This window comes from Chryseobacterium ureilyticum, assembly GCF_900156735.1.
Taxonomy (GTDB): Bacteria; Bacteroidota; Bacteroidia; order Flavobacteriales; family Weeksellaceae; genus Chryseobacterium; species Chryseobacterium ureilyticum.
Genome location: NZ_FTOL01000004.1, coordinates 87,590 through 104,450, shown reverse-complemented (window position 1 = coordinate 104,450; position 16,861 = coordinate 87,590). Strand labels below are relative to the sequence as shown.

The following is a 16,861-nucleotide window of genomic DNA, read 5'->3' as shown; positions in this document are numbered from 1 at the left end:
TTTGTATATGAAAAAAATACTGCCTATAACGCTATTGCTTGTGTCCGGCTGGGCTTTTTGCCAGTCAGATTTTAAACTTAAAGTAAGTGGTGATGTTCCAAAACCACTAGAACTAAGTTTGACTGATCTATCAAAAATGCTAAGGAAAGAAGCATCATTAAAAGATAAGGACGGAAGCATTCATGTTTATACAGGCGTTTCAGTTCAGGATATTCTCGCAAAAGCAGGAGCCCCTTCAGGTAAAGAGCTTCATGGAGAAAATATGACAAAATATCTGTTGGTAAAATGCAAAGACGGATATCAGGTTTTATTCTCATTGGCGGAGCTGGATGCTTCTATTGCTGACAAAAATGTAATTGTGGCAGATACTATTGACGGAAAACCATTGCCGGAATCAAAAGGACCACTCCGAATCATTGCAGAAGGCGAGAAAAAACCGGCACGCAGCTCTTATCAACTGGAATCTTTAGTAATAGGACAGATTAAAAAATAAATTGCAGTAAAAGCTTTACAAAAACACTATGATTATAAGGAAGAAGGAACATTGGTTCAAAATGCTTTTTGTCTGGCACGGCTCAGTTTTGCCGAGGCTGTTGCCACGCCTTTTTTTACTTTTTATTTTAGCATTGGGGGTCGTGTACCTGCGGGGAATGATCTTTTCTTTTAAAGTTCCACTTAATCCGGCACCATTAACATTATTCGGGTTTGTTCTTGCTTTATTTTTAGGATTCAGGAATAATGCCAGCTATGAAAGATTTTGGGAAGGGCGTAAATTATGGGGCGCTTTACTGAATACAGCACGATCATTAACCCGTCAGGCTTTAACCTTAAAAAATGTACAGAACAGCAGTCTCTCCGTTCATGAATTTATCCAGTTGCTGGCGGCTTTTATTTTTGCTTTAAAACATCAGTTGAGAGGAACAGATGCTTATGATGACTTAAAAGAAAGACTTAATGAAAATCAACTGAAAATTGTTTCAGCATCAAAATACAAACCTGCTGTCATTATGAAACTATTGGCAGACTGGGTACAACAGGCAAAAGATGAAGGAAGTATAGACACTATCCAACAGGCTCGTTTCGATGAAAATTTTGATAAGCTTTCTGATATTGTAGGAGGTTGCGAAAGAATTATTTCCACCCCGATTCCTTACAGCTACAGGGTTTTATTACATCGTACCGTTTATATTTACTGTTTTCTGCTGCCTTTTGGTTTGGTAGATTCATTGAGATGGTTTACCCCCCTTATTGTAGTCTTTGTAGCCTATACATTTGTAGCATTTGAAGCGATTGCGGATGAAATTGAAGAACCTTTTGGAACAGAAGCCAATGATCTCGCGTTGAACAGTATGTGTGTGATGATTGACGAAACTATTCATGAGATGGCAGGAGAAAAGATCAAAGTTTCTCAAAAAGTAACACATAATATAATAGATTAGGAATGTGATGGAAAAGCCGGTTATTTATACCATTGGACATTCTGTTCACTCGTTGGATGAATTTATTGAAATGCTGAATTCATTTGATATTAAAATGCTTGCAGATGTCAGAAGATTTCCGGGTTCAAAGAAATATCCGTGGTTTAGTAAAGATAATCTGGAAAAAGTATTGCCGGAACACCACATTGATTATATTCATATGGAAGAATTGGGTGGGAGGAGAAAAGTTCAGCCAAATTCTGTAAACAGTCGTTGGAAAAACGAATCTTTCCGTGGATATGCCGATTATATGCAAACAGCAGGATTTACCAGAGCGGTTGAGCAACTTGAGACGATTGCCAGACAGAAAACCACAGCGTTTATGTGTTCAGAAGCAGTATGGTGGCGTTGTCACAGGTCTATGATTTCAGATTATCTTAAAGCAAAAGGCTGGAAGGTAGAACACATTATGAATATTAGAAAAGTGGAAGAACATCCATACACTTCACCAGCAAGAATCAGAGATGGGCATGTTTTTTATTCCGATGAAAGCTTATTTGATTGAAAAACTTTTGTGGTCCAATAAAAACATTCAAAATCATAGAAAAGCTAATATGAAACCAAAATTTAAAACAGGAGATAAAGTAAGCTGGAATTCAGAAGCGGGCAGAGTTTCAGGAACAATCATCAAGATTCATACAAAAGATTTTGATTATAAAGGATATACTCATCATGCCAGTGAAGACAGCCCACAGTATGAAATTAAAAGTGATAAATCTGATCATATCGCAGCCCATAAAGAATCAGCACTCACCAAGATATAAAAGCAATAGCAGCTTTCTTCTTATGATTTAATTCCGTTAATACCATTTTTCAAAGAAAAAACTTCCTTTTCCGGAAAAATACTTCTTATCTTTTTTACAGCTTCCATGCTTCGTTTTCCGGATTGACAGTAAATGACAATAGGGTTTGACGCCAACGAAATGGAAGAAAAATGATCCTGTAACTCCTCCAATGGAATATTTTTTCCACCAATATTGAAATTTCTATGTTCTTCTCCCGTACGTACATCGATGATTTCAAACAGTGTTTGATCCTTTGTAAGTTCTTCAAAAGTAATAAGCTGTACAGTTTGCGGTAGTGAAGTAATTTTTACAGCTGTTTTTCTGAGTTTAATGATTTGGGTTTTGCCATTCATTACGTTTATCATCCATAATTTTCCGGCTAACGTTTCTTCTGATCTGGTCAGGTATTTTATCGCTTCATTAGCCTGCATACATCCTACAATTCCTGCAAGAGTAGGAATTACACCACCTTCCCGGCAGTTTGGAACCTGTGACTCTTCTGCATTAGGAAAAACGTCACGATAATGAGGAGCGTAAGAACCATCTTTTTGTAAAGCATTCCAGATGCTTACCTGCCCTTCATGTTGATAAATAGCTCCATAAACAAGAGGTTTTCCTGCAAGGACACAAGCGTCATTCAGTAAACATTTAGTTTCAAAATTATCAGTTCCTTCTATGATCAGATCAAATTCTGAGATCAATTCCATGACATTGGAAGAAGAAACCCTTTGCTGATAAGGAATAATAGAAACAGACGGATTCTGCTGCTGTAATCTTTTGGCTGCAACTTCTACTTTAAAAGCTCCCACATCTTCCGGATTGTATAGAATCTGACGGTGAAGATTACTTAAAGAAACAATATCATCATCTACAAGACCAATGGTTCCTACACCCGATGATGCCAGATATTGTGCTGAAGGACAGCCAAGTCCTCCCATTCCTACAATAAGAACCTTAGCGTTTTTAAGCATTTCCTGAGAAGAGATACCAAAACCAGGTAAAGCAATCTGACACTGATAACGTTCAAATGATGTATTCATAACTGTTTCTTTTATTTTTCTCTATTAATAGATAAGATTCTCACCCGATTACTCAAGTTGAAGCGGTCTTATTTTTAAATATTTCAACTATATTATTCGTAAATCCGTGGCTATTATAATTTTATTGCAGATAAAATATTTTGTATTAAAAAACATTTAGAAGATAAAAAAATGAGTCTTTACGATTTCCAACAACTAAGTATAAAACTCTTGTAGTTCTTTGCATCAGCGTTTCAGAATCTGTTGTGCTTTTTCCGCTTCCTCCGGAGTATTCACATTCATTAAAGCTTCCGGATTATCGGGTTTTAAAATAAGGGTATCACTATTGATCAGTACTTTTCGCGGACATGTATTTCCGCTTCCTAAAAAATTCAGAAGTAAAGGATAACTTTTCGGTTCCCAAATGGTAATCAAAGGCTCAGGCAAGCCATCAAAAGGACTTTCGTAAGTGGTAGCTGCTCTTTCCGGATCTCGTGACTGCAATAAAAATTCCAGAGATTTCTGATCCAAAAGCGGCAGATCACATGCTACTACCAGCCATGCTTTATCTCTTTGGGCACGCAAAGCAGAAAGAATTCCTCCAAAAGGTCCCATATTCAGGAATGTATCGGTAAGTGCATTATAATTAGGGTCAAAATTATCCAGCTGATCCTGTCTGCATGAAATAAAAACCTCATCACAAAAAGGAGCGAGAAGATCAGCTGCAAAATAACGTTGCTCCTTACCATGCCAGTGAAGAAGATCTTTTGCCTGTCCCATTCTTACGCTTTTCCCGCCCGCCAGTACCAGTCCGTTGATCGCAGGAATTGTATTAAGCTCTTCTGAAATCATTTTTTCCACCTGATTTTTCTATTAATTTAATTTCTTTGATTACAATATCATGGCTCAAAGCTTTACACATATCATAAATAGTCAATGCGGCTACTGAGGCTCCGGTAAGGGCTTCCATTTCCACTCCGGTTTTGGCTTCAATGCTAGCCGTGCATTCAATCACAATGTCGTTATGGTCATTCAATTTGATCTGTACATTACAATTATCAAGTCCTATAGGATGACAAAGCGGAATCAATTCACTTGTTTTCTTGGCACCCATAATTCCAGCAATGATGGCAATCTGAAATACTGAACCTTTTTTAGTATTAAAATCATCTTGTTGTAATGCTTTCAATACAGTTTCAGGTAGAGAAATGACAGCTTGAGCAACTGCTTTTCTGTGAGCAACTTTTTTCCCGCCAACGTCTACAATGGCGGGTTCACCGTTTTTATTTAGATGGGTAAATTCTGACATATTTTATTTTTTTAAACACAAATATGATTTGTTTTTGCCACGACTGCACGAATATTTTTAATTAGAGCCAGAAAAGCCTATGTTTCTATGCGTTTTAATTTTTTTTACCACATAGGAACATAGAATATTAAAAGTATTTAAATAAATTCGTGCATTCGTGGCATTTACTTCAATCATTATATTTCCATACTTTATAAACCTCACCTTTTTTAAAACTATTCTGTTCCAAAGGAAGCTCTATAAAAGCATTTGTATCAGCAAGGTGAGAAAAATCCCCTGAACCATTTGTATTCACTGATTCTGCAGTAATCTGCCCCAATTCATTGACTCCAAGTTTTACTTGTGCAAAATACTGAAGAGCAAAAGGAAAATCAATATCATTCTGTAAAACAGCGAACATAGGCGAAACTCCGGAAATCTCCAACGATTTTTCCAGCCAGGGAATAAAATATCTGTGCAGGCACATGAATACAGAAACAGGATTTCCTGGAAATGCAAAAACAAGCTTCTGATCTTTATTTTTACCAAACCAGAAAGGTTTTCCAGGTCTTTGTTTTATTTTATGAAAAAGTTTTTCTATTCCGAGTTCTTCACAGACTTTAGGCAGATAATCAAATTTTCCCATAGACACTCCGCCACTCATAAGTAGAACATCATATTGATTGATACAGCGGGAAAGTTCTTTTTTTATCTCTTCATAATCATCATTAAGATGAAGAGTATCGGCTTCGATATTATATTTCTTTACAACCGATTGTATGGTAATTCCGTTGGAGCGCCTTAACTGATACGGACTTGGAACAGATTCAGGGCTTACCATTTCGTCTCCGGTGGAAATAATTACAATTTTAGGCAGTTTGTTTACTAAAATTAAAGTTTTTCCGATAGATGAAGCTATTCCAATAATAGCAGGAGTAATGATTTGATTGGCATTTACCAGAACTTCACCTTCTTTTTTATCCCTTCCTCTCAGATGAATATTCTGTCCTTTTTTAATATCAATATTTATTGTGGCAATACCTTCGTTTATTGAAATATCTTCATAACGAATAACAGTATCTACTGAATGATCTAAAGCTGCTCCGGTCATGATTTCAATACATTCTTCTTCAGAATCAATTGAGATAGAAGGTTCTCCGGCAGACTGTATTGCTTTCACTGTAAAAGAACGGACTCCTTTTTCATAAGTATCATAATGGATTGCTATTCCGTCTACTGTAGGTCGGTCAAAAGGAGGAAGGTCGCGGTCTGCATTAAGATTCTCTGCCAGAACTCGCCCTAATGCATGATTATATGAGATTTCTTCTTTTCCAAAATTTTGGGTTTGGGAAAGTATAATGTCTTCTGCTTGTTGTACCGTGATCATTTCCATAATTATCCTCCAATTGTTGCCATAGACTGATGAATTTCTGAAGCGTTCATAGTTTGTTTTTCAGCTTCCCATCCGTCTTTGGGTTTGTGATGTATACTGTTGATGATTATATTTTTAAGTTCTTCGTCTGTTGCTCCAGACCGGATTTTCTCTTTTAAATTAATGCCGCCACCTTCATACAGACAGGTTCTTAATATACCTGAAGGAGTAATTCGTATTCTGTTGCAATCCCCGCAGAATGAACGGGTATAAGCTGCAATGATTCCGATATTTCCGGTAAAACCTGGTATTTTATAATTGTATGATGTGGAGCTCTTAGGATCTTTCAGTTTCTCTATATCAGGGAAATGATCTTTGATATGATTATAAATCTGTGGGAAATTCCATTTTGGAACTATTTCAGCATTATTGTTTCCATTGAAAGGCATTTCTTCAATAAACCGTACATCTACCGGAAGTTCTTTGGTAAGCTGAACCAAAGGAATTATATCTTCTGTATTCTGATCTTCCATGACAACTGTGTTAATCTTCACTTTGATCTGATGTTTCAATAAGCTTTCCAGTGTCTTCATTACCTTATCAAAGCTTTTTCTGCGGGTTATTTTGAAAAAACGTTCTTCATCCAACGTATCAAGGCTGAGGTTTACAGATTTTACTCCGAATGCTTTGAGCTGTGGGATGTATTGCTCGGTCAGAAGCCCATTTGTGGTTAAGCTGAGGTCAGTAAACCCATTAAGTTTTGATATATTTTCAATAAGGCTGATGCAGTTTTTTCTTACAAAAGGTTCACCGCCTGTTATTCTGATCTTATCAACTCCAAGATCTGTAAAAACGGAACATATTTTCAGCATTTCTTCATCCGTCATCAAATCATTCTGCTTAATCCACGGAAGTCCGTTCTCCGGCATACAATAGGTACATCGGAGGTTGCATCGGTCTACAACAGCAAGCCTTAAATAATTGATATGTCTTCCGAATTTATCTGTTAACATGCTTCAAAAAGGAAAAAGATCCTTACACAAATATACTTATTGTTTTACCGATATGCCAAAAAACTCAATAATGAAAATCAAGCTTTTTAAAATCATATAATATGCCTTAAAATTCAGTAATAAAGAGGGTTGAAAGGTTTTTTGTGCAGTTTTTTTATAGTGTTCTTTATGATGAACTGAGTGAAAAGATGATATTCCTGTCACGGTTTTTGATATTTACGAATGGGGAAGAAGAACGTATCTTTGCATGCTTTTAAAATGCCCTGATACTTCAGGTATTTTTATAAATTAGTATAGACTTGTATTGAAAAAAGATTTGTATGATTATAGATAAAGAATTGATTAATAAAAACTCGGTTGAAGAGGTATTCAACAGAGGAATAGATGTCGTTTTTCAGGATGAGGTAAGCGCGGCATCATTAAATTTCTTCCCGGATAACTGTTTTACCATTATTTTATTGGACGAATGTGATGGCGGAAAATGCATCACCGGACTTGATCAGTATAATCTTAAAGCTCATCAATTATTCATCCATCTTCCCAAAAGAGAGTATAAATGGGACCTTGCACCCAATACAGTCGGAAGAAGGCTTATTATCAATGATGCTATTTTAAAGACTTTTTCACCCACGCTGAAGTTTACTTTTTCTTCTTACAGCAAATATGAAATGATACAGCCTGATGATGAAACGTATCACAGATTCAGCCTTGAATTTAATGCTATTCGAAAGGAAATAGCTGCTGATGTGGTATTCCCGGAACTGATTAATGCGAGGGTGCGTCTTCTTGCCCTGATCATCAATTTATGGGTAGAGCATGCTTACGGAGATAAAGCACTGAGTACGCCGGATAACCTAGCTTTCCGTTTTCATATGCTTGTAGATAAGAATTATAAGAATCAGAAAAATGTTTCTTTTTATGCTAATGAATTATGCATTACACCAAACTATCTGGGGGTGATCTGTAGAAAACAATATAAAATTTCCCCATTGGAGTTCATCAAAGAAAGAATCATTCTTGAAGCGAAAAATCTACTTCACAGTTCGGATAAATCCATTAAAGAGATTGCTTTTGAGCTTGGATTTCAGAACTTTTCTCACTTTTCCTATCTTTTCAGAACCAAAACTGGGGAGACGCCTAAAAACTACAGAAAGAAACTTGAACATTCAAATGAAATTTCTTCATAGTAATTGTAGCAATTATAATTCTCTCGCAGATACTCATTCATAAGCATCTTCATAACCTTGACCTACGAGAGAAAAATAACGGTATTCAAATTTTATCACAGATAAAACTCTTAACACCTTAAAAACAGTTGAAAAAAATAGTGTCTTTGCGTTTTCAAATACAAAGATTTAATCCCATTTATTGGTAGTAGAAACTGCATATTTCCCAGCTCCGGTAAAGAAAAAACTGATCGCCACTAACATGTAGATAACAAGTAATTCTAACGCCCAGCCGCCAAATTCATTAAGCTTAAAAATATTGGAAGTCTGAGCCAGAATAGTTGCTGTGAAACAATTTGCTGCAAAAATCAACCCTGCAAGACGTGTCCTGAAACCTGTCATCAGCATAATGGGTGCAATGATTTCACCAGCAAATACACCATACGCGAAGAATGAAGGTAACCCATGCATTGTCATCATATCTTCAATAAATCCGATTCCGTGGATCAACTTGTTTACTCCATAAACTGACATTGGAAATCCAATGGCGATTCTGCTGATTAACATTCCTAAATCAATGTTCTTTTTCATTTCTTATAATATTTAAAAGTTATATTTTACAAATGCCCCGATATTTTCAAGGGTCTTTTTTCCGTTATTGAATTGATCAAAATTGGAAGCAATTCCGTACATCATTTTATCTTGTTTTACACCTAATCTTGCAAACTGTAATCCTCTCGGATATCCGCTGTTATCAATATTTCCTATAGCCAGTACACTGAAATATCCTTGTAAGTCTTCTTTCAGATAAGGCATGTATTCTAATGAGACGGACTGCTCAAGGGAAAATCCTTTCTGATAAGTAGTTCCGATAGAATAAGAAATAGAGTAGGTGGGTTTTGCAATTCGGTATTGTACATAAGCACTGAAGAATGCTCCTGGATTTTTCATCCCAAACGCAGCATTTACACTAAATTTTTTAGTAAGATTGTAAGCAAGGGTATTTCTTATGAAGAATATGTTTTCTTTATCTTTGGTATATTCTGTATCGAATAATGTGAGGTTGTTGAGTTTTATCCGATCATTGAAATAATAATTGACATTATGCATATAGGTATAGGAACGGTGTCCTAAAACAAGATCCGGAGTATAGGTAAGCTTCTGCGCATTCAGACTTAGAGATGCCGATGCGAGAGCTGTTATTGCGATGATTTTTGCCTTCATATTTCACTCATTAAAATTGTGTGAGCAAAATTATTCAGGCTGGAAAGGAATAAACTTAAGATATCTTAAGAAACGTCAGACAGGTGTTTTTTTCTTAAATAACTCAGGTATTCTACAGTGATTCCCAGATAAGAAGCAATCATGTATTGAGGAAAACGTTGTTCGATATTACGGTAAGCAGTTACAAAACTTCTGTATTTTGTATATGCATCTACTCTTGAATGCTCAAATGTTCTTTCCTGTAAAGTAACGTATGCCGACTGCATTTTCAGGCGCCAGAATTCAGAAATGGCAGGAACTTCTTTGTACAGAAGCTCAAGATTCGTTTTACTGATCTGTACGATAACAGTATTTTCATTGGCTTGAATGAACATCCTTGAAGGCAGCTCACTCAAATAGCTGTACAAATCATTTACCCACCAGTTTTCAATACCAAGCTGAGTGATGTTTTCTTTACCTTTTTCATCAATATAATAAGCATACAAACTTCCTTTGGCAATGAAACGCATATGTCTTGAAATCTGTCCTTCATAAAGCAGATATTCTTTCTTTTTAAGCTGAATAAATTCCAGTTTTTGGATGACAAGGGCAATTTCTTCTTCTTTTAAAGGAACGATTTCCTGAAAATGTTCTGTCAGTTGTGAAATAATGATATCTGTGTCCATAATGAAGCTGTAGTACTGCCTGTATTGTATATTGATGGCATAAAGAGATCAAATTTACGCAAATATTATGGCAAATAGGTTGGGAACATTGATAAATCAAATAGCTGAAATTTACAATTATATTGCTTTTCGATGTACAAAACATTATAGATATTTCTCGATATTATGAATAAATATTCAAGTTATTGGCTTACTTTAACATATAAATGTTACTTTTGCTAAAATGAAGAAAAATTTATTAGTTGTTAATGGTATCGGATTGTACAGAAATTTAAAAAACACAACTATTTATCCTTCTTATATTAAAGATCAACTTTAAATAATAAATACTATGAAAAACGCAAAGTTCCTCCTTACAGCGATGACTGTCGTAATGTTTTCTACTAGTGCTTTTGCACAGCTTACTCCCAAAGGTGCCGGTTCTGATAAAGACGAACACGGTTGTAAAGGTTCTGCAGGATATAGTTTCTCTGTGCTAAAAAATGATTGTGTAAGATTGTTTGAGGAAAAAGTACAGTTAAAAGATACAGATACTAAAAAATCATACAAGTCAAATGCTGTAGTGATTTTTAGTCAGGATGATAATCAGGCTGAATTGTTTTTACCAGCTGCTCACGGAAGCCTTATATTGGAGAAAGAAGCTACTAAAAAAGCTGTTATTTATAAGAAAGGACAATATACTTTAACAAAAGTGAAGAAAAGCTACGTGCTAAAATTAGCAAATAAAATCGTGTTCAAAAGTTAAGAATACCACACAATAATAATTTAAAGAAAGCCACAGTTTACATGATAAACTGTGGCTTTTTACAACTAAGAACTATTTAACTACGATTCTGTTTTAAGATAACCATAATGTAATACAGGTTCTTTGCCGAATAAACATGAAAAAATGTTCTGGAATTCATGGATATATTTACATTTTATGGCATTACCATAAAGTTTAAGTCCTTCCAGAATCTTTCGGGAGCTTAAATCAATATCATACTTTATAAAGTTTTCCGGTCTTTCATATCGTATTCTCTGATCGGAGGTATACGTTTTAGAAAACCCTAATTTTTCAAGCCATTCTTCCGTTATTTTAATAGGTTTTATAGAATCTGCCGGAACTGAAATACTTTGAATATCATTTTCAATTTGAACAAAATATGCCTGCTCTATACTGTGAAAAATTTCAGTGATCGTATAAATCTGATTTTCGTACTCGACTAAGTTTTTGATTTTAAGATCTGCTACGTTCATAATATTTTGATTTTTAATGATGATATGGAAGTATATAACCATCAAATATTATGCCTTGCATTGTATTGTTGTACAGTGTTTTAATGAAGTTTAGGTTAAACTTTCAGTATAAATAATTAATAATGTGTTAAAATAGAAGGATGGAGGCGTTTTCTCCGTTTATGTGATGTGGTATGTGTGTGGTATCAATGAATTTTCTTTTCTTTTGAAGATACATTGGCTGTCGCTAAAAGAAGGGCAATAACTATTGTAACAGTAAGGAAAGCAATAAAAACATTCCATGAGTAAGAGTGAAGAAGATATCCCGTTCCGCTTCCCAAAATACTCGAACCGAAATAATAAAATAACCAATAGATCGAAGTCGCGGAAGATTTCCCACGTTTAGCGTAAAGAGCTGTCATTTGGCTCGCCATCGTATGGGCTGCAAAAAAAGAAAGAGTAAACAGCGCCAACCCGAAAATAAGGAGGTAAAGATTTTCTGATAAGAGTAATAATGCTCCTGCCAGCATAGAAAGGATAGACACTTTTAAGATATTATTGGCAGGAAATCTTTTGGAAAGTCTGCCTACAATCATAGTTCCAAATACCCCAAAAATATACATCAGAAATATAAAAGCAATGATCAGATGACTCAAAGAAAAAGGTTTTGCTTCCAGTCTGAACGTCAGATAATTGTAAACACTTACAAAAGCACCCATTACCAAGGCAGCAATGATATATAAACGAAGCATATAAGGATTCGTCAGGAAAAACTTCATCTGCTTTACCTTAAGATGATAATCCGTTTTCTGAGGATTGAAAAACTTTGAATCCGGGAATAATTTCCAGAGTATAACTCCAAGGACTAAACTTTCTATTCCTATTACCAGAACAGCATTCCGCCATCCGAATTCTCCAGCCAAAAGCGTTGCCAATATTCTTCCGCTCATTCCGCCAATTGTATTTCCGCTTAAATACATACTGATTGCAGCTCCTATCACCGCTGCATTTACTTCTTCTGTAAGGTAGGCAAGAGCAACAGCAGAAACTCCCGAGACCACAAATCCCTTTAGAATTCCAATAGCAATCAGAAGCGTGAGACTGGGTACCCATGTTGAAATAATTGTGAGCAAAGCAGATGATATCAGGGAAAAAGTCATCAAACCTTTTCTGGAATAACTGTCTGCTTTAAATGCAAAAAATAAAAGACCCAATGCCATACCAATGGTAGATGATGATACCAAAAGGGAAGTATCACCTACGGATACATTGAAGTGTTCCGCAGCCATTGGAAGCATAGGCTGGAAAAGATACAGCTGTGCAAATACGGAAAGTCCCGAAAAGAAAATACAAAGTTTTATATATCGGAAACGTCGGCTTCCCCGGTCTGCTTTTTCAAGTGGATTCATGATTTATTGCAGTTAATATGCAGTGATTTCCCAGAAAATAAGGTCCTGTAAATTTCCTGATTATTTTTTAATTCTAAAAATTATTATCTCAATCATTATAATAGGTGATAATGATTGAGTAGGAGAGAGTCTTTAGAATTAATCCTAAAAAATCAGAAATTAATGCATCAGCTCGTAAACTTTGATCAGCTCGGCAATATTACTGACATCAAGCTTCTGAAAAATTCTTTTCTTATATGTACTTACGGTTGACATTTGGATATTGAGTCTGTTCGCAATTTCCAGATTTCCGTTTCCATCAGCCAACAATTTAAAAATTTCATACTCACGGGATGAAAGCTTTTCTGCAGGATTATTTCTTTTATTCTGGATAATTAGCCCAATAAGCTCCGAAGGATAAAAATATCCTTTTTCAATCACTGTTTTTACTGCGTTTTTGATTTCCTCTTCACTGCTTTGTTTGCTCAGGTAGCCTTCGGCACCTTCACGGATGTATTGTATTGCCACATCTTTATCATATCCTGAGAAAACAAGAATTTTTAGATCATTTTGTATGCCTTTTAGCTCAGGAATCATTTTTTTATATTGAGTTCCAGGCATATCTATATCTAAAATAAGAAGTGTATAATGTTGATTTGCAACTGTTTTTTTTACTTGCTCGTAGTTTTCAGCAAAATCAATGTTCAGATTTGGATAGGCAGTTTCCAAAACTAATGCAGTTCCTGCCCGAACTACATAATGATCATCTGCGATTAAAATTCTTTCATTCATAATAAAATTAGTTTTTGTTGAGCGTTATCTCTACAAGAGTTCCCTTAGGATCATTTTGTCTAAAGCTGATTTCAGCATGTATTTTTTTCACCAAGTGAACCACCATATGCAATCCTAACCCTTTTCCTTTAAAGCTTGGAGTCTCTAATTTAGGGTTTTTAAATAAATTCATATAAATGGCAATTTGTTCCGCAGATATTCCTGCTCCGGTATCAGCTATTGTAATTGTAGATTTTCGTTCATTTTCTTTAATATCAAGCACTATATTTCCATCAAAGGTATTTTTTACAGCATTATCAAGGATGTTGTGAATAATTGCGGTTAAAATACTTTCATTCACATAAGAATAAATCTTTTTTTCATTTGCGTTGATGATTGTTGTACCTCTTTCCTTGGCAATTTCACAGAACAATTTCTTCTTAATCTCCAGAATTCTGTTCACAGGATATTCCACTTCTTCAAAAATATTTTCCGCTTTGTAAAGCTCTGTATACTCTTTTAAGTTCAGGGTAAACTGATAAAGCTGCTCAGAAGATTTGTAAATACTGTCAAAATACTTTTTCTGCAACTCCAGATCATCAGACTCATAAAGTTTCTGTGAAAGCATAGCAATAAACCTGATAGGAGTTGTGATGTCATGGCTTATCGTTTCCACCAATTTTTTCTGATACTCCGTTTCCTTTCGCAAGTCGCTCTTTACTACCTCAAGATTTAGAGATGTTTCTTTAAGTTCAGAGTTTTTATTATGCACAATCTGCTTAAGTGCTTTGTTTCTTATTCTTAAAAAATTGGTTGTCAACTGAACAATTACCATAATAATGATCAAAATAATGACGGAAACCGCTACCCTGAACAAAATTGTCTGGTAAAAGAAAGGCTCAATTGTAAATTTTATAGACTTTTCTTCATATTTCCCGTCAGGCGAAACTACCATTCTTACATTCAGTGTATATTCTCCCGGATCAAGATTGTTGATCGTATATTTAAGCTCCTTTCCTGTTGTGACAGGTTCCCAGCCGGAGTTTTCTTTTCCTGATATTTTAGCTTCCAGATAAAGATTGTCCAGGTTGGAGTAGTAAGGAATATCAATGAAAATATCTGCCGTTTTATATGTATTTTGTAAATCCAGAGTATCATGGAAATATTGAAATTCACCATTACCAATCTTCACTCTCTCAATATAGATTTTACATTTATCAGGATAATAGGTTTTTACCTCATCCGGATTGAAAAATACAAAACCATCCATGGACGGAAAAACAAAATCCCCGTTCTCCAGCGCATAAGCATTCGGTTGTGAGCTGCCATTAAATTCATTCGTCAGAAAACCATCTTTTTTAGTAAAGCGATAGTAAAAAACCGGTGTTTTTTTGTTTTCGGCATGATCCAAAAGCTGCTTTTTGGGAACTTTAAACAGTCCGTTATTAGAAGAGATCCAATAAAAACCTTTTCTGTCCTCAAGAATATAATGAGCAGATTGAAGATAATTATTCCTGTCGTTCGGCATTTTGATCAGCTTGCCGTTTTTGAAGAGATAAAACCCACTTTTATTGGTCATTATCCAGATCAGATTATCTTTCGTTCTGATAATACTTTTAACATGAATGTTTTTAAATATTGGTTTGATTGTATTACTTCCCAGAACAGCCGAATACAGCCCATCGCTATTTCCGACCAGAATTTCATTTTCGTTGTATTGTAAAAAAGTATTGACAAAACTTTTAAAATCAAAAACAAAGTCCGGCTTTGAAGAAATAGTATTCCTGTAAATATGTAATTCACTCTCCGAAAAATTCGAAAAAGAAGCTCCAAAAAGATTCCCACTTTTTAAAAATGATTCAAATCCCTGTCTTATAAACGTAGAATCTTTCTTTTTATACCCTGAATTCTTATAAAACCGGATCACACTGTTTCTCTTTCGGATCAGAATATTTTCCTCCTTATCATACATCATCAGATAATTATCATTATCCCCGAACGGAAATCTTTTCACAATACCGTTTTTCCCAAACTCAGTTCCGTCTTCTGCTATAATCGTACTTTTACTGAATGGGAGAGAAGCATAATAAACATTGTTTGAAAAATCAGCTTCCTTTTTGGCAACATAAAAATCAGACAACCTCAGTACATTGAGCCCGTTATTCAGAGTTCCAAGATAAAGCCTGTTAAATTCTTTACCATAATACATAGAGCAATAAGAGTGACTTCCAATTTCATCGTATTTCACAAGGAATTTCAACATAAGCTCATTTCCTTTTCCCTCTACAAGATAAATATTGCTGTTATTGATAATAAAAGTCTGATTGGTGATCTGCTGCCAGTACACCTTGGTGTTCGGATCATTGAAAAGACTAGGCTTAGCATTCACGGAAACCTTTCCTCTATCAATAGAATACGTTTTTCTGTTCTTTAAATCATTAATATAAAGCACATCATTAAAAACAAAGACCGTATTCAGATCCTTATACGAAAAAGGAATTGTTATTCTCGTTTCAGATCCTTTTGCATCTTTGTAAATGATAAGATTCTTTTTGCCAAAACTGTATGTAGAATTTTTAAGCTTTATAAAATAATGAATGTCATTATAAAAATTACAAGCCAAAATATTATTGGCAACTCTGTGTACAAACTCATTTCCTCTGGTAAATGCTATTTTATCAGTACTGTGAAGCTGCGTTACTTTAGGAAGTCTGTTCTTGATAATAACTTTGTTTTCCTGAAAATTATTAAGAACAGTAATACTGTCCAAAGCAGGATCACCAATAAACTCACCAAAATGGAGGTTATTTACTTTGAAATTATTAAAGGTAATAAAGGAACTTCCGTCATACCGTACCAGCCCGTTTTCAGTAGAGATCCAGATAAACCCATATTTATCCTTAACAATAGCTTTCGCGCTGCTTTGCGGAAGTCCATTGTCAATATTATACCATGTAGAAGTATAGCGTTGTCCGTACGTGTTGAAATATAAGCAAGCAAAAAACAATGCCCAGATTCTCATATGTGCAAAACTGATCTATGTTTTTCGCATTAATGCAAAAAACGGTTAATAATAGTTTTTGTACAAGTCGAAGTTTTTTTAAAGGGTAGGAACGATTGAAAATAAATTTTTATCATTAATTCTTTTTGCCGTTTTGTGTTTTATGCGTTAAATAGTTTTGTTTGATGGTGTAAAAATAATGAAATTATACAGATAAACTAGTATGTTTTGATTTGTTTTCATATGAGTTTTGTCCATGTTTATTGATAATGAAGCAGATATTAGTCGTGTTTTTTGTAGAATTATTTCTACAGTGTGTGATATTTAATGCGCTCATATTTGACTTTTATAAAAATCATGATCTTATTCCAGGATCCTGTAAACGACTTTATCATGTAAAATGAAGGTTTATGAAGGTGTGTTTATATTTTTAACTAATTTAAGTCTTGTAGTAAAAATTTTACAAAAGCATT

General features: G+C 34.8%; 18 protein-coding genes. 6 read left to right on the top strand and 12 right to left on the bottom strand.

The window, feature by feature from the left end:
- Nucleotides 1-7: 7 nt before the first annotated feature.
- From BW983_RS13080 to BW983_RS13065, 4 genes are read left to right on the top strand one after another with little or no spacing between them, the layout of a single operon-like run.
- On the top strand, nt 8-493 hold the full coding sequence (locus BW983_RS13080; protein WP_076552364.1) for a molybdopterin-dependent oxidoreductase: 486 nt from the start codon (nt 8-10) through the stop codon (nt 491-493).
- A gap of 28 nt (nt 494-521) precedes the next feature.
- Complete coding sequence (locus BW983_RS13075; RefSeq protein WP_076552363.1) at nt 522-1,439, top strand: bestrophin family protein; 918 nt, start codon at nt 522-524, stop codon at nt 1,437-1,439.
- A gap of 7 nt (nt 1,440-1,446) precedes the next feature.
- Nucleotides 1,447-1,983 (top strand): DUF488 domain-containing protein, encoded by a 537-nt coding sequence (locus BW983_RS13070; protein WP_076552362.1) that lies wholly within the window; start codon nt 1,447-1,449, stop codon nt 1,981-1,983.
- Nucleotides 1,984-2,032: 49 nt separating this feature from the next.
- Complete coding sequence (locus BW983_RS13065) at nt 2,033-2,242, top strand: hypervirulence associated TUDOR domain-containing protein (RefSeq protein WP_076552648.1); 210 nt, start codon at nt 2,033-2,035, stop codon at nt 2,240-2,242.
- 20 nt (nt 2,243-2,262) lie between these two features.
- Here the strand turns inward: BW983_RS13065 and BW983_RS13060 are convergent, their stop codons facing one another.
- The 5 genes from BW983_RS13060 to moaA form a co-directional block, all read right to left on the bottom strand.
- Nucleotides 2,263-3,303, bottom strand: coding sequence for a HesA/MoeB/ThiF family protein (locus BW983_RS13060; RefSeq protein WP_076552361.1), 1,041 nt, complete (start codon nt 3,301-3,303; stop codon nt 2,263-2,265).
- Between the two features lie 225 nt (nt 3,304-3,528).
- Entirely contained in the window at nt 3,529-4,134 is a 606-nt protein-coding gene (locus BW983_RS13055; protein ID WP_076552647.1) for an NTP transferase domain-containing protein, read from the bottom strand.
- Complete coding sequence (moaC, locus tag BW983_RS13050; RefSeq protein ID WP_076552360.1) at nt 4,115-4,591, bottom strand: cyclic pyranopterin monophosphate synthase MoaC; 477 nt, start codon at nt 4,589-4,591, stop codon at nt 4,115-4,117. The genes BW983_RS13055 and moaC overlap by 20 nt, the downstream gene beginning before the upstream one ends.
- A gap of 169 nt (nt 4,592-4,760) precedes the next feature.
- Nucleotides 4,761-5,963 carry a molybdopterin molybdotransferase MoeA gene (locus tag BW983_RS13045; protein WP_084184476.1) on the bottom strand — a complete coding sequence of 401 codons (1,203 nt, stop codon included), beginning with the start codon at nt 5,961-5,963 and terminating at the stop codon, nt 4,761-4,763.
- A gap of 2 nt (nt 5,964-5,965) precedes the next feature.
- A complete protein-coding gene (gene moaA, locus BW983_RS13040) occupies nt 5,966-6,955 on the bottom strand; it encodes a GTP 3',8-cyclase MoaA (RefSeq protein WP_076552359.1) in 990 nt (329 codons plus the stop codon).
- A gap of 320 nt (nt 6,956-7,275) precedes the next feature.
- Between moaA and BW983_RS13035 the strand changes: the two genes are divergently transcribed.
- Nucleotides 7,276-8,142 (top strand): helix-turn-helix domain-containing protein, encoded by an 867-nt coding sequence (locus tag BW983_RS13035; RefSeq protein ID WP_076552358.1) that lies wholly within the window; start codon nt 7,276-7,278, stop codon nt 8,140-8,142.
- A 168-nt stretch (nt 8,143-8,310) separates the two neighbouring features.
- Here the strand turns inward: BW983_RS13035 and BW983_RS13030 are convergent, their stop codons facing one another.
- The 3 genes from BW983_RS13030 to BW983_RS13020 all read right to left on the bottom strand — a co-directional run bounded on the left by BW983_RS13030 (nt 8,311) and on the right by BW983_RS13020 (nt 10,010).
- Nucleotides 8,311-8,712, bottom strand: a complete 402-nt coding sequence (locus tag BW983_RS13030) for a DoxX family protein (protein WP_076552357.1) — start codon at nt 8,710-8,712, stop codon at nt 8,311-8,313.
- Between the two features lie 12 nt (nt 8,713-8,724).
- Nucleotides 8,725-9,345 (bottom strand): hypothetical protein, encoded by a 621-nt coding sequence (locus BW983_RS13025; RefSeq protein WP_076552356.1) that lies wholly within the window; start codon nt 9,343-9,345, stop codon nt 8,725-8,727.
- 65 nt (nt 9,346-9,410) lie between these two features.
- Nucleotides 9,411-10,010 (bottom strand): Crp/Fnr family transcriptional regulator, encoded by a 600-nt coding sequence (locus BW983_RS13020; protein ID WP_076552355.1) that lies wholly within the window; start codon nt 10,008-10,010, stop codon nt 9,411-9,413.
- Nucleotides 10,011-10,341: 331 nt separating this feature from the next.
- On the opposite strand from BW983_RS13020, the gene BW983_RS13015 reads away from it, so the two are divergent.
- Entirely contained in the window at nt 10,342-10,755 is a 414-nt protein-coding gene (locus tag BW983_RS13015) for a hypothetical protein (RefSeq protein WP_076552354.1), read from the top strand.
- Nucleotides 10,756-10,835: 80 nt separating this feature from the next.
- Here BW983_RS13015 and BW983_RS13010 read toward each other — a convergent pair whose 3' ends face one another.
- The 4 genes from BW983_RS13010 to BW983_RS12995 form a co-directional block, all read right to left on the bottom strand.
- Nucleotides 10,836-11,249 carry a hypothetical protein gene (locus tag BW983_RS13010; RefSeq protein WP_076552645.1) on the bottom strand — a complete coding sequence of 138 codons (414 nt, stop codon included), beginning with the start codon at nt 11,247-11,249 and terminating at the stop codon, nt 10,836-10,838.
- A gap of 185 nt (nt 11,250-11,434) precedes the next feature.
- Nucleotides 11,435-12,637 (bottom strand): MFS transporter, encoded by a 1,203-nt coding sequence (locus BW983_RS13005; protein ID WP_076552353.1) that lies wholly within the window; start codon nt 12,635-12,637, stop codon nt 11,435-11,437.
- Nucleotides 12,638-12,796: 159 nt separating this feature from the next.
- Nucleotides 12,797-13,408 carry a response regulator gene (locus tag BW983_RS13000; protein WP_076552352.1) on the bottom strand — a complete coding sequence of 204 codons (612 nt, stop codon included), beginning with the start codon at nt 13,406-13,408 and terminating at the stop codon, nt 12,797-12,799.
- A 7-nt stretch (nt 13,409-13,415) separates the two neighbouring features.
- Nucleotides 13,416-16,409: a sensor histidine kinase gene (locus tag BW983_RS12995; RefSeq protein ID WP_076552351.1), complete on the bottom strand. Its 2,994-nt coding sequence runs from the start codon at nt 16,407-16,409 to the stop codon at nt 13,416-13,418.
- Nucleotides 16,410-16,861: the final 452 nt, after the last annotated feature.